The sequence below is a fragment of the Blastococcus sp. KM273129 genome, from assembly GCF_021698995.1.
GTDB lineage: Bacteria > Actinomycetota > Actinomycetes > Mycobacteriales > Geodermatophilaceae > Blastococcus.
In genome coordinates, this window is the sequence record NZ_SSXB01000022.1 from 37,871 (window position 1) to 51,428 (window position 13,558).

12 protein-coding genes and 1 pseudogene are annotated in these 13,558 nt (G+C 74.3%); all 13 read right to left on the reverse strand.

Going from position 1 to position 13,558, the window contains the following annotated elements:
* Position 1: 1 nt before the first annotated feature.
* Positions 2–301 (reverse strand): NADH-quinone oxidoreductase subunit NuoK, encoded by a 300-nt coding sequence (gene nuoK, locus E9565_RS09010; RefSeq protein WP_236826399.1) that lies wholly within the window; start codon positions 299–301, stop codon positions 2–4.
* The gene (locus E9565_RS09015) at positions 298–1,152 is read right to left on the reverse strand and encodes an NADH-quinone oxidoreductase subunit J (protein WP_236826398.1); all 855 of its coding nucleotides are present in this window, start codon (positions 1,150–1,152) and stop codon (positions 298–300) included. The genes nuoK and E9565_RS09015 overlap by 4 nt, the downstream gene beginning before the upstream one ends.
* Positions 1,149–1,772 (reverse strand): NADH-quinone oxidoreductase subunit NuoI, encoded by a 624-nt coding sequence (gene nuoI / locus E9565_RS09020; protein WP_255715213.1) that lies wholly within the window; start codon positions 1,770–1,772, stop codon positions 1,149–1,151. The genes E9565_RS09015 and nuoI overlap by 4 nt, the downstream gene beginning before the upstream one ends.
* On the reverse strand, positions 1,765–3,234 hold the full coding sequence (gene nuoH / locus E9565_RS09025) for an NADH-quinone oxidoreductase subunit NuoH (protein WP_236826397.1): 1,470 nt from the start codon (positions 3,232–3,234) through the stop codon (positions 1,765–1,767). The genes nuoI and nuoH overlap by 8 nt, the downstream gene beginning before the upstream one ends.
* Positions 3,231–5,741, reverse strand: a complete 2,511-nt coding sequence (locus E9565_RS09030) for an NADH-quinone oxidoreductase subunit G (protein WP_236826396.1) — start codon at positions 5,739–5,741, stop codon at positions 3,231–3,233. The genes nuoH and E9565_RS09030 overlap by 4 nt, the downstream gene beginning before the upstream one ends.
* Positions 5,741–7,075, reverse strand: coding sequence for an NADH-quinone oxidoreductase subunit NuoF (nuoF, locus tag E9565_RS09035; RefSeq protein ID WP_236826395.1), 1,335 nt, complete (start codon positions 7,073–7,075; stop codon positions 5,741–5,743). Before nuoF ends, E9565_RS09030 begins: the two co-directional genes overlap by 1 nt.
* 3 nt (positions 7,076–7,078) lie before the next feature.
* On the reverse strand, positions 7,079–8,161 hold the full coding sequence (nuoE, locus tag E9565_RS09040) for an NADH-quinone oxidoreductase subunit NuoE (RefSeq protein ID WP_236826394.1): 1,083 nt from the start codon (positions 8,159–8,161) through the stop codon (positions 7,079–7,081).
* 73 nt (positions 8,162–8,234) lie between these two features.
* A complete protein-coding gene (locus tag E9565_RS09045; RefSeq protein ID WP_236826393.1) occupies positions 8,235–9,566 on the reverse strand; it encodes an NADH-quinone oxidoreductase subunit D in 1,332 nt (443 codons plus the stop codon).
* A gap of 16 nt (positions 9,567–9,582) precedes the next feature.
* Positions 9,583–10,332 carry an NADH-quinone oxidoreductase subunit C gene (locus E9565_RS09050; protein ID WP_236826392.1) on the reverse strand — a complete coding sequence of 250 codons (750 nt, stop codon included), beginning with the start codon at positions 10,330–10,332 and terminating at the stop codon, positions 9,583–9,585.
* Positions 10,333–10,451: 119 nt separating this feature from the next.
* Positions 10,452–11,003, reverse strand: a pseudogene (locus tag E9565_RS09055) (NADH-quinone oxidoreductase subunit B family protein); the annotation flags it as partial.
* A 13-nt stretch (positions 11,004–11,016) separates the two neighbouring features.
* Positions 11,017–11,379, reverse strand: a complete 363-nt coding sequence (locus tag E9565_RS09060; protein ID WP_236826391.1) for an NADH-quinone oxidoreductase subunit A — start codon at positions 11,377–11,379, stop codon at positions 11,017–11,019.
* Between the two features lie 89 nt (positions 11,380–11,468).
* A complete protein-coding gene (locus E9565_RS09065) occupies positions 11,469–12,737 on the reverse strand; it encodes a geranylgeranyl reductase family protein (protein WP_236826390.1) in 1,269 nt (422 codons plus the stop codon).
* Between the two features lie 88 nt (positions 12,738–12,825).
* Positions 12,826–13,558 (reverse strand): phosphoribosyltransferase family protein (locus tag E9565_RS09070; RefSeq protein WP_308196111.1); only part of this gene is annotated, 733 nt, incomplete at its 5' end.

The following is a 13,558-nucleotide window of genomic DNA, read 5'->3' on the forward strand; positions in this document are numbered from 1 at the left end:
GTCAGTACTTCAGCAGGTTGGCGTCGTCGATCGAGGCGGACCTGCGGGTCCGGTAGATCGACATGATGATCGCGAGACCGACGACCACCTCGGCGGCGGCGACGACCATGACGAAGAGCGCGATGATCTGCCCGTCGATGGTGCCGGTGGACCGCGCGAAGGTGATCAGCGTCAGGTTGACGGCGTTGAGCATCAGCTCGACGCACATGAACACCACGATCGCGTTGCGCCGCACCAGGACGCCGACGGCGCCGATGGTGAACAGGATCGCCGCGAGCACCAGGTAGTAGGAGAGGTTCACCGGTGCTCACCGACCTCGCGGCCGCCCGGGGTGTCGCTGAGCGTGGGGTCCAGCGCACCCAGCGCGGCGTCCGGGGAGCCGAGCTGGTGCCGGCCGGCGCCCCGTGGGAGCCGCTCCACCTGCTGGGGCTCGATCCCGGTGGCGAGGCTGTCCTCCGCGATGCTGCCGTCGGGCAGCGCGCCGGGCGCGGCCACCGACGTCGCCCGCGCGTAGACGCCGGGGCCCGGGAGGGTCTGCGGCCGGTCGGTGAGGAAGCGCGCCCGCGACAGCTCCTTCTGACCGCTGCGGCTGCCGGGCGCCCGCTCGACCTGCGTGAAGACGAGCGCGCCGACGGCGGCGACGATCAGCAGCGCCCCGGTGACCTCGAAGGCGAGCAGGTAGCGGGTGTAGAGCAGGGCAGCGATCGCCTCGACGTTGCCGGCCGCCGGCCCGCCCGGTCCGGCCTGCACCGCCTCCAGCCCCACCACGGGCAGGTCCTGGGTCGCCCGGGCGATGCCGGCACCGACGAGCGCGGCGAACCCGATGCCCAGCAGCGTCGCCGCCACGCGCTGCCCACGGAGGGTCTCGACCACCGAGTCCGAGGAGTCCCGGCCGACGAGCATCAGCACGAAGAGGAACAGGATCATGATCGCGCCGGTGTAGACGATGATCTGGACGGCACCGAGGAAGGGCGCGGACTGGACGACGTAGAAGACGCCCAGCGAGAGCATCGTCAGCACCAGCCAGAGCGCGGAGTGCACGGCGTTGCGGCTGAGCACCATGCCCAGCGCGCCGGCCAGCGCGACCGGGCCGAGGATCCAGAAGACGACCGCCTCCCCGGTGCCGATGACGACCGCGGCATCCGGCGTCACGACCGGACCTCCGGTTCGCGCACGTAGTAGTCCTTCTCGTCGTCGCCGAGCCGCATCGCGTGCGGGGGCGCCTCCATGCCGGGCAGGAGCGGGGCCATGAGCTGCTCCTTGGTGTAGATCAGGTCGCGGCGGTTGTCGTCGGCCAGCTCGAAGTCGTTGCTCATGGTCAGCGAGCGGGTCGGGCAGGCCTCGACGCACAACCCGCAGAAGATGCAGCGCAGGTAGTTGATCTGGTAGACCGCGCCATACCGCTCACCGGGCGAGTAGCGGGCGTCCTCGGTGTTGTCGCCGCCCTCCACGTAGATGGCGTCGGCGGGGCAGGCCCAGGCGCACAGCTCGCAGCCGACGCACTTCTCCAGCCCGTCGGGGTGCCGGTTGAGCACGTGCCGCCCGTGGTAGCGCGGCTTGGTCACCTTCGGCTCGAACGGGTACTGCTCGGTGGTCACCGTCCGGAACATCTGCGCGAACGTGACCCCGAAGCCCTGGGCGGGCGCCGGCACCAGCTTGTCGCGCAGCCCGGGCCGGTCGACGTGGCGCGCGGGCGTCGCACCCGCGGGGCGGTCCACCTCGGCGCCCACCCGCGGGGCGGGGGCCCGCTCGCCGCTGCGGTCGTCACTCATCGCCGTCCTCCTGGGAAGTGGTCGGGCTCGTGCGCCGCCCGGTGCCGACGACCGCGCCGTCGGTGGCGACCGGCTCGCGGCGCAGCCTCGGGGAGGGCGGCACCACGAGGTCCATCGGCGGGACGGGGAAGCCGCCCTCGGACCGGCTGGGGGTGCCGGCCGGGCGCCGCCCCCCGCCGGCCGGCGGCAGCACCTCGGGCTCGGGGTCGGCGGCGTGCACGCCCCCGGCCGCGGCGTCCTCGGCCATGAGCCGGGTGTCCCGGTTGGCCGAGCGGCCGGCGAACGCCAGGCCGAGCAGCACCAGGACCGCGACGGGGACGCCGACGAACAGCGCCACCTGGCCGGTGGAGAGGTCCGCCTCGCGGGAGAGGGTCCGCATCGTGGCGACGACGAGGATCCACACCAGCGCGACCGGGACCAGCACCTTCCACCCGAACCGCATGAACTGGTCGTAGCGCAGCCGGGGCAGGGTGCCGCGCAGCCAGATGAAGACGAACAGCGCGGCCACGACCTTGAGGAAGAACCACAGCAGCGGCCACCAGCCGCTGTTGGCGCCGTCCCAGATCGAGATCGGCCAGGGCGCCCGCCAGCCCCCGAGGAAGAGGGTCGCCGCCAGCGCGGAGACCGTGACCATGTTGATGTACTCGGCGAGGAAGAACAGCGCGAACTTCAGCGACGAGTACTCGGTGTGGAAACCGCCGACGAGCTCGCTCTCGGCCTCGGGGAGGTCGAAGGGCGCGCGGTTGGTCTCGCCGACGACCGCGATCGCGTAGATGACGAAGGAGACCGGCAGCAGGACGGCGTACCAGCTGGGGCCGGTGAACTCCCACCCGAAGAGGGAGACCTCGTTGCCGTCGGCCTGGGCCGCCACGATCTCCGAGGTCGACATCGACCCGGCGTAGAGGAAGACCGCGACGATCGAGAGCCCCATCGCGATCTCGTAGCTGATCATCTGGGCGGCGCTGCGCATGCTGCCCAGCAGCGGGTAGGTCGAGCCCGAGGCCCAGCCGCCGAGCACGATGCCGTAGATGCCCATGGCCGACATGGCCAGGATGATCAGCACGCCGATCGGGGCGTCGGTCAGCTGCAACGGCGTCTGCTCGCCGAAGATGCTCACCACCGGCCCCATCGGGATGACCGAGAAGGCGACGAACGCCGGGATGGTCGCGATCACCGGGGCCAGGAAGTAGACCGGCTTGTCCGCCAGCGCCGGCATGATGTCTTCCTTGAACGCCAGCTTCAGCCCGTCGGCGAGGCTCTGCAGGGAGCCGCGCGGCCCGACGCGGTTGGGGCCGACCCGCTGCTGCATGCGGGCGACGACCTTGCGCTCGAGGACGATGGCGAACAGCGTCATCAGCACCAGGACGGCGAAGACGCCGACCACCTTGATCAGCACGATCCACCAGACGTCCTGGCCGAACTCGGCCAGCGTCGGCTGCTCGGGCGAGGCCCACGGAGTCATCGCGCGTCCCCCAGCGGGTGCGTCGTGGCGCCGGCCGGCACCGGGGCGGCCGACAGCCGGACGACGCCGCCGGGCCCGGTGCCCAGCGTCGTCCGCACCTCGCTGCCGGGTGAGCGCATGGGCAGCCACACCACCTGGTCGGGCATCTCGGTGACCGCCACCGGGAGGCTGATCGAGCCGGTCGCCCCGCTCACGGTCAGCCGGTCGCCGTCGGTGAGGCCCAGGCGGGCGGCGGTGCCGGCGCCGACGCGGGCCACCGGGGGCCGGGCGGTGCCGGCGAGCTCCGGCTCGTCGCGCTGCAGCGTGCCGACGTCGAGCAGCTGGCGCCAGGAGGCGAGCACCGCCTCGTCCTCCCGCAGCGCCGGTGCGCCCGGCGCGGCGACGTCGGGGAGCTCGCCGCCGGCGGCCGAGCGGCGGACGCCCAGGCTCGCGAGCGCGGCCCGTGCGACCTCGGGCGCGGGGAGGCGCAGGTCCACGCCCATCGCGTCGGCGAGCCCGTGCAGCACCCGGCCGTCGCCGAGCTGCCCGGTGCCGTGCAGCGTGGCGTCGAAGGACCGTCGCCGGCCCTCCCAGTCCAGGTAGCTCCCGGCCTTCTCCGGCGCCGCCGCCACCGGCAGGACGACGTCGGCGCGCTCGGTCACCTCCGTCGGGAACATCTCCAGGCTCACCACGAACGAAGCGGCGTCCAGCGCCGCCAGCGCCAGCGCGGGGTCGGGCAGGTCCGCGGGGTCGACGCCGCCGACGAGCAGGCCGGGCAGCCGGCCGGCGCGGGCGGCGGCGAGGATGCCGGTGAGGTCGCGGCCGGGCGCGGCGGGCACCGCGTCGGGGTCCACGCCCCACACCGCGGCCACCTCCGCGCGCGCGGCGGGGTCGTCGACGGCGCGACCACCGGGCAGCAGCGTGGGCAGGGCGCCGACCTCCACGGCGCCCCGCTCCCCGGCCCGGCGGGGCACCCAGGCCACGCGGGCACCGGTCGCCCGGGCCAGCGCCAGCAGCGCGGTCAGGGCACCGGGGGCCTCGGCGAGGCGCTCGCCGGCGAGCAGCACCGCCCCGGGCTGCCGGAGGGCGTCGACCGCGGGCCCGCCCCAGCTCCCCTCGGCGAGCGCGTGCAGCGAGCGGGCCTCGGCGCCCGGCAGGGTGGTGAGCACCGTGGCCTGCAGCTTCTCGGCCGCGCGGGTGGCGAAGGGCGCGAGGTCGAACACGGCGAGGCCGCCGGTGCGCACGGCCCGCCGCAGGCGGAGGAAGAGGATCGGCGACTCCTCCTCGGGCTCCAGCCCGGCGAGCAGCACCGCCGGGGCGGACCCGAGGTCCTCGTAAGTCACCGCTCCCGTCGCGGGACCGGTGCCGGCCACGACCGCGGCGAGGAAGGCGAGCTCCTCGGGCGAGTGCGCGCGGGCCCGGGCGTCGACGTCGTTGGTGCCCAGCGCCACCCGGGCGAAGGTGGCCCAGGCGTAGGCGTCCTCGACCGTGAGCCGGCCGCCGGGCAGCACGCCGACGCCGCCCTCGGCGCGGGCCCGCCGCAGTCCGTCGGCCGCCACCGCCCACGCCTCGGGCCAGGACGCCGGCTCGAGCACACCGTCGCGCCGCACCATGGGCGTCATCAGCCGCTCGTTGGCCGTGGCGTAGCGGAAGGCGTAGCGGCCCTTGTCGCAGGTCCACTCCTCGTTGACCGCCGGGTCGTCCCCGGCCAGCCGGCGGGTGACCTTGCCGCGCCGGTAGTCGGTGCGCATCGCGCAGCCGGAGGCGCAGTGCTCGCAGACGCTGGGCTCGCTGCGCAGGTCGAACGGGCGGGCGCGGAACCGGTACTGCGCGCTGGTGAGCGCCCCGACCGGGCAGATCTGGGTGGTGTTCCCGGAGAAGTAGGAGGAGAAGGGCTCGTCCTCGTAGATCGCCACCTGCTCCAGCGCACCGCGCTCGAACAGCTCGATGAACGGGTCACCGGCGATCTGCTGGGAGAACCGGGTGCACCGCGCACAGAGCACGCAGCGCTCGCGGTCGAGCAGGATCTCGCTGCTGATCGGCAGCGGCTTGGGGTAGGTGCGCTTCTCGTCGACGAACCGGCTCTCGGCCCGGCCGTTGCTCATCGCCTGGTTCTGCAGCGGGCACTCGCCGCCCTTGTCGCAGACCGGGCAGTCCAGCGGGTGGTTGATCAGCAGCAGCTCCATGGTGCCCTGCTGCGCCTTGTCGGCGACCGGGCTGGAGAGCTGGGTCTTCACGACCATGCCGTCGGTGACGGGCATCGTGCAGGAGGCGGCGGGCTTGCGCTGGCCCTCCACCTCGACGAGGCACTGCCGGCAGGCGCCGACGGGCTCGAGCAGCGGGTGGTCGCAGAACCGCGGGATCTGGATCCCGACCATCTCGGCGGCGCGGATGATCAACGTCCCCTTCGGGACCGCGACGTCGAACCCGTCGATCGTGCAGTGCACCGCGTCCGGCGGGGTGTGCGGGCCGGGTGCGCCCGGCGGGACGGCCGGCGCGGGCTGGGGGCTGGTGGGGGTGAGGGACATCAGGCGGCTCCGGCCGTGACGGGCTCGATCGGCAGGCGGGTCCGGCCGAGCCGGGCCTGCTCCTCGGGGGGCAGCAGCGCGACGTAGTCGTCCCTGAAGTACTTCAGCGAGCTGGTGATGCAGCTCGTGGCGCCGTCACCGAGCGCGCAGAACGAACGACCGAGGATGTTGTCGCAGGTGTCCAGCAGGATCTCCAGGTCCTCCGCGCGGCCGCGGCCGTGCGCGATCCGCTCCAGGACCTGCACCAGCCAGTAGGTGCCCTCCCGGCAGGGCGTGCACTTGCCGCAGCTCTCGTGCGCGTAGAACTCGGTGAACCGCAGGGTGGCCTCGACGATCGAGTCGGTCTCGTCGAACACCATGAGCGCGGTGGTGCCGAGCATGGAGCCCGCAGCCGCCACCGAGTCGAAGTCCAGCGGCACGTCGAGGTGCTCGGCGGTGAAGTACGGCGTCGACGAGCCGCCCGGCGTCCAGAACTTCAGCTCGTGCCCGGGGCGGACGCCGCCGGCCATCTCCAGGAGCTCGCGCATCGTCGTCCCCATGGGGGCCTCGTACTGGCCCGGCCGCACCACGCGGCCCGACAGCGAGTAGATCTTCGGTCCGGGTGACTTCTCCGGCCCGAACGCCTTGAACCACTCGGCGCCGCCGCGGACGACGAACGGCACGCTGGCCAGCGTCTCGACGTTGTTGATCACCGTCGGGGCGCCGTAGAGGCCGGCGACGGCGGGGAACGGCGGCTTGAGCCGGGGCTGGCCGCGGTAGCCCTCCAGCGAGTCCAGCAGCGCCGTCTCCTCGCCGCAGATGTAGGCGCCGGCGCCGGCGTGCACCACCAGCTCCAGGTCGTAGCCCGAGCCGAGGATGTCGGTGCCGAGGTAGCCGGCCGCGTAGGCCTCGCCGACGGCGTTGAGCAACCGCCGGTGGGCGTGCACGGCCTCGCCGCGGACGTAGATGACGGCGAACGCCGAGCGGATGGCGTAGGCGGAGATGATGACGCCCTCGATGAGCGAGTGCGGGTCGGCCATCATCAGCGGGAGGTCCTTGCAGGTGCCGGGCTCCCCCTCGTCGGCGTTGACCACCAGGTACTTGGGCATCGCCGCCGGGCCGGTCGGCTCCTCCCCCGGCTTCGGCTGCGGGATGAAGCTCCACTTCATGCCGGTCGGGAAGCCGGCGCCGCCGCGGCCGCGCAGCCCCGACTCCTTGACCATGGTCACCAGCTCGTCGGGCGCCATCGACAGCGCCGTGCGCAGCGCCGAGTAGCCGTCGAGCCGCTCGTAGGTCGACAGCCGCCACGAGTTCTCGGCGCCCCAGCGGGAGGTGAGGACGGGGGTGAGGGGCATCGGTCAGCGCCTCCGCTTCGGTGCTCGGCCCTGGATGGTGCGGGAGGGCCCGTCGGAGCCCTCACCGGCCGGCGGCGGGACGTCGGGCGCCTGGTCGCCGGTGCCGGGCTCCGCGCCCGCGGGCGTCTCGGTCCCGGTGCGGCCGTCGGGGAGCCGCCGGCCGGCGGGCTCGGGGGCGTCGGGGTGGGAGCCGGCGGCGCCGGCCTCCTCCGCCGGGGTGTCCGCGGCGGCGACGCGCGCGTCCGCGGCCTCCTGCCCGGGGGTCTCGCCGGTGGTCCCCGACGGGCGGACGGTCTCGCGCGGCTCGACCGCGTCCGCCGGCCGGGGCTCCGGCCCCTGCATCGGGGGCGCGGACTCGCCCCGCTCGGCGGCCAGCCGCAGCCCGCGCAGGGTGGGCCCGTACTCGCCGGGGGCGTCGACGGCGGCGGCCGCGGCGGCCTCGTCGGCGTGCTGGGAGAACCCGGCGAGCTGGCGGGAGACACCGCGGAAGTCGGTCAGCGGGGCGCCGCGGGTGGGTAGCGGCTTCTCGCCCCGGCGCAGCGCGGCGACCAGGGCGCGGGCGCTCTCGACGTCCTGCTGGTCGTAGAACTCGTAGTCGACGGTGACCACGGGCGCGTAGTCGCAGGCCGCGAGGCACTCGGCGTGCTCGAGGGTGATCGAGCCGTCGGCGGCGGTCTCGTCGTGGTGCACGCCGAGGTCGGCCGAGAGCGCGTCCATGATCCGCTGCCCGCCCAGTACGGCGCACAGCGTGTTGGTGCAGACGCTGACCAGGTGCCGTCCGGTCGGGCGGCGCTTGTACATCGTGTAGAACGTCGCGACCGCGCCGACCTCGGCCTTGGTCAGCCGCAGCTCCTCGGCGCACAGGGCGACGCCCTCGGGCGTCACGTAGCCCTGGTAGCTCTGCACCAGGTGCAGCATCGGCAGCAGCGCCGACCGGGCCACCGGGTAGCGGGCGATGATGTCCCGCGCCTCGAGGCGGGCGCGCTCGGGCAGCGGCGGCACCTCGGCGAGGGAGCCGGCGTCGACCGGGCTGGAGTCCAGCCCGGTCACCGCCGTCCCCTCGGGGCTGCCTGGCAGTGCGCTCACGTCATCTCCTCGCTGGCGCTCGTCGACACCGCTCGCGGCGCTGCCGTGCTCCTGGGCGAACTCGCACGCTCGTTCACCTGTCCACTCCCCCCATCACGGGGTCGATCGAGGCGATCGCGGCGATGACGTCGGCGATCATGCCGCCCTCGCTCATCGCCGCCGTGGCCTGCAGGTTCACGAAGCTGGGGTCGCGCACGTGGACGCGCCACGGGCGGGTGCTCCCGTCGCTGACGACGTGGTAGCCGAGCTCGCCGCGCGGGGACTCGACCGGCACGTACACCTGGCCCGCCGGCACCCGGAAGCCCTCGGTGACCAGCTTGAAGTGGTGGATCAGGGCCTCCATCGACTGGCCCATGATGTGCGCGACGTGCTCGTGGGAGTTGCCCATGCCGTCGGGGCCGAGGGAGAGCTGCGCCGGCCAGGCGATCTTCCTGTCCTCCACCATCACCGGGCCCGGCTCCAGCCGGTCGAGCGCCTGCTCGATGATCCGCAGCGACTCGTTGACCTCGGCCATGCGGACGAGGTAGCGGCCCCAGGCGTCGCAGGTGTCCGCGGTCGGCACCTCGAAGTCGTAGGTCTGGTAGCCCAGGTAGGGCTCGACCTTCCGCAGGTCCCAGGGCAGCCCGGCGGCACGCAGCACCGGCCCGGTGACGCCGAGCGCGACGCAGCCGGTGACGTCGAGGTAGCCGACGTCCTTGAGCCGGCGCTGCCAGATCGGCTGGCCGGTCAGCAGCCGGTGGAAGTCGGCGACCCGCTTCGGGAAGAACTCGAGGAACTCGCGGATGTGCTCGACGGCGCCCTCGGGCAGGTCCTGCGCCAGCCCGCCGGGGCGGATGTAGGCGTGGTTCATCCGCAGGCCGGTGATCTCCTCGAGCAGGTCGAGGACGAGCTCCCGCTCGCGGAAGCCGTTCGTCATGCCGGTCAGGGCGCCCATCTCCATGCCGAAGGTGGCCAGGGCGACCAGGTGCGAGGCGATCCGGTTGAGCTCCATGACCAGCACGCGGATGGTCTGGGCGCGCGGCGGGGCCTCGACGCCGAGCAGCTTCTCCACCGCGAGGCAGTAGCCGGCCTCGTTGAACAGCGGCGAGAGGTAGTCCATGCGGGTCACGAAGGTCGTGCCCTGCACCCAGTTGCGGTACTCGGTGTTCTTCTCGATGCCGGTGTGCAGGTAGCCGATGACGACCCGCGCCTTGGTGACGGTCTCGCCCTCGAGGTCGAGGACCAGCCGGAGCACGCCGTGGGTGGACGGGTGCTGCGGGCCCATGTTGACGACGAGGCGCTCCTCGCCGTGCGGATCGGCCCCGAGGGTGACGTCCCAGTCCCCGCCGGTGACGGTGTAGACGCGGCCCTCGGTGGTCTCCCGCGAACCCGCGTACGGGTCGGCGGGGTCGTAGGTGGTGCTCATCGACGCCCCTCCTCGGTCACCGGTAGGCCCGTCGCGTGTCCGGCGGCGGGATCGTCGCGTCGTGGTACTCCACCGGGATCCCGCCGAGCGGGTAGTCCTTGCGCTGCGGGAAGCCGTCCCAGTCGTCGGGCATGAGGATCCGGGTCAGCGCCGGGTGGCCGTCGAAGACGACGCCGAACATGTCGTAGGCCTCCCGCTCGTGCCAGTCCGCCGTCGGGTAGACCCCGGTGACCGACGGGACGTGCGGGTCCTCGGCGCTCACCGCCACCTCCAGCCGGATGCGGCGCCGGTAGGTCATCGACGTCAGGTGGTAGACGACGTGCAGCCGGGGCCGGCCGGGCGCGACGGCGGGGCCGCCGCTGTCGAGGTAGTCGACGCCGGAGACGCTGCTGCACAGCTCGAAGCGCAGCGCCTCGTCGTCGCGCAGCGCCTGCACCAGGGTGAGCAGGTGCTCGCGCGCCACGAAGTAGGTGATCTCACCGCGGTCGACCAGCACGCGCTGCACCGCGGCCGCGTAGGTGCCCTCGCCGACGGCGTCGATCAGCGCGTCGGTGACCTCGTCGAACCAGCCGCCGTAGGGGCGGTCGGTCGAGTGCAGCACGACCGCACCGCCCGGCTCGACGCGGACGAGGCCGCCGAAACCGGAGGTGTCGCCGCTGCCGGTGACGCCGAACGCGCCCTTCCGGAAGCCCCCCGCGGGCGCCGTGCTGGCGTCGTACCCGGCCTCCTCGCGACCGGGGACGACCGCCCCGCCGTCGTTGCTCACCGGGCACCCCTCTCCCCGGGCAGCAGGACGGCGTTGCCGCCGCGCTGCTCGATGGCGAACTGGCCGGTGCGGCCCTGGGCGGCCGCCTCCTCGTAGGCGCGGCGCTGCTGCTTGTCCACGCGCACGGTCGAGGGCATCTCGACGAGCAGGTCGCGCGCGGTGCCCTCCTCGCGGGCCCGCTCGAGCTCCCGCGCCCGCTTGGGGCCCAGCGGCTCGTGCTGGATCTTGTGGTGCAGCTTGAGGATGGCGTCCATGAGCATCTCCGGCCGCGGCGGGCAGCCGGGCAGGTACATGTCCACCGGGACGACGTGGTCGACGCCCTGGACGATCGCGTAGTTGTTGAACATGCCGCCGGAGCTGGCGCACACGCCCATCGCCAGCACCCAGCGCGGCTCGGGCATCTGGTCGTAGATCTGCCGCAGGACCGGGGCCATCTTCTGGCTGACCCGCCCGGCGACGATCATCAGGTCGGCCTGCCGGGGCGAGGCCCGGAAGACCTCCATGCCGAAGCGGGCCAGGTCGTAGCGGCCGGCGCCCGAGGCCATCATCTCGATCGCGCAGCAGGCCAGGCCGAACGTCGCCGGCCACAGCGACGACTTGCGGGTCCAGTTGACCAGCTTCTCGACGCTGGTCAGCAGGACGCCGCTGGGCAGCTTCTCCTCGAGTCCCATCAGTCCTCCCCCGTCAGTCCCACTCGAGCCCGCCGCGCCGCCACTCGTAGGCGAAGGCGAGGAAGACGGTGCCGATGAACAGGACCATCGCGACCAGCCCCCACACGCCGAGCGCGTCGTTGGCGACGGCCCACGGGTAGAGGAAGACGATCTCGATGTCGAAGACGATGAACAACATCGCCGTCAGGTAGTACTTCACCGGGAACCGGCCCCCGGTGAGCGGCTGGTCGACCGGCTCGATGCCGCACTCGTAGGCGGCGAGCTTGGCGCGGTTGTGGCGCCGCGGTCCCACGAAGGGGGCGACGGCGACCGAGAACAGCGCGAACGCCGCGGCGAGCACGAAGAGCCCGACGATCGGGGCGTAGGTCGAGAGCATCAGCGGCACCCTAGGGTGAGGGAGGTCACGTACGGGTCACGGTCCGGCGACGGAGCGTCGGTGTCGGGGCGGGACGTCACGGCAGCCACTCAGGTCGCCGGGGTGAGTCGCAGGAGCACGGCGAGCGCGCGGTCGACGAGGTCGCCGTCGCGGCCGTCGGACAGGTTGCCCATCACCCGCAGCATGGCGTCGGTGACGGCCGGCCGGCGCAGCCCGCGGGCCATCGCCACCCGCACCACGGCCGGGCGGGCCAGCAGCGCCAGGAAGCCGAGGCCCAGCCGGTGGTGGCGGCCCAGCTCCGCGCGCAACCGGTCGGGGTAGCGCTGCAGGACCGCCTCCCGCGCCGCACCCGCCGGCCGGGCGAGCGCGGCCGCGGCGGACTCGGCGGCCATCCGGCCGCTCTCGATCGCGGCGCTGATCCCCTCGCCGTTGCAGGGGTTGACCGTGCCGGCGGCGTCCCCGGCCAGCAGCAGCCCGCGGGTGTAGGCCGGGCCGCGGCTCAGCGCCATGGGCAGGCCGGCGCCCCGGAGCGGACCGACGGCGTCCCGCTCGCCCAGCCCCTCCTCGGCGGGGAAGAGGTCCAGCCAGCGGCGGAGCACCGAGCGGCGGTCCGCCCCCGTGCCGCGCCGGGTGTCGAGCAGCCCGTAGCCGACGTTCGCCGTCCCGTCGCCCATGCCGAAGATCCAGCCGTAGCCGGGCATGGTCTCCCGGGACGGGCCGTCGGGGGTCAGGTCGAAGGCGATGTCGAGGTACTCGTCGTCGCTGCGCCGGCTCCGCACGTACCCCCGCAGGGCGACCCCGAGCGGGCGGTCGGTCCGCCGGAGCAGCCCGAGCGCCTTCGCCAGCCGGCCGGAGAGCCCCTCCGCGGAGACGACCAGCGGCGCCCGCCAGGTGACCGGCTCGCCGTCCCCGGCCTCGCCCCGGACGCCGGCCACCCGGCCGTCGTCGTCCAGCAGCGGCTCGGTGACGGTGGTCCCCGTGACCAGCCGGGCGCCGGCTGACCGGGCGTGCTCGGCCAGCAGCGCGTCGAGCTCGCGGCGCGTGCGGACCAGGCCGTGGTCGGGCCAGGAGTCCAGGCGGGGCCAGTCGACCTCGGCGACGCGCCCGCCGCCGTGCACCCGGAGCCCGCGGCGACGCACCCAGCCGGGCCCGTCGGTGCCGACGCCCATGTCGTGCAGCGCCTGCACGCCGCGGGGGGTCAGCCCGTCGCCGCAGACCTTCTCCCGGGGGAACTCGGCCTTCTCCAGCAGCGCGACGTCGAGCCCGGCCGAGGCCAGGTGCCACGCGGCGCTGGAGCCGGCCGGACCCGCGCCGACGACCACGACGTCGGCGGCGTGCGCCGCTGCGGTCCGCGCCATCTCGCCCCTCCGGTCCGTCGCCGAGTCCAGCGCACCTTGTGAAAAGGTTCACAAGGTGGTCGGTCCCGAGTCTAGGCGGTGCTGTGATCTAGCCGACAGTCCCCCCTCGGCGCAGCGCCTCGAGCACCTCCTCGTCGGAGGTCTCCGAGAAGTCCTCGTAGGCCTGCCCGACCGAACGGAAGCCCGCCGGGACGAAGGGGCACTCGAGGTCGTCGACGACGCCGGAGAGCTCGGCGAGGGCCGACCGCGGCGCCACCGGGACGGCGACGGTGAGCCGCGCCGGCCCGCTCGCCCGCACGGCGGCGACGGCGACCCGCATGCTGGCGCCCGTGGCCAGGCCGTCGTCGACGAGCACGACGTGGCGCCCGGCCACCACGGGGGCCGGACGGCGGCCGCGGTAGGCCTCGCTCCGGCGGCGGAGCTCGGCGAGCTCGCGGTCCCGCACCGCGTCGACCGCGTCCGGCGCCGGGTCGATGCGCTCGCGCACCGAGGCCACCCAGACGGTCTCCACGCGGTCGCCGACCGCGGCCAGCGCCCCCATCGCCAACTCCGGGTGCCCGGGTGCGCCCAGCTTGCGGACGACGAGGACGTCCAGCTCCGCGCCCAGGGCCACGGCCACCTCCGCGGCGACGACGGCACCGCCGCGGGGCAGCCCGAGCACCAGGGCGCCGGCGTCCACCCGGTCGGCCAGGGCGGTCGCCAGCGCCCGGCCTGCTGCGCGCCGGTCGGCGTACCTGGCCCCGGGCACGGCGACCGTCCTCAGACCGGCTGCGGCCCGGACGGCGGCGGCACCACCGGGTCGGCCGGGTCGGGGGCGGGGG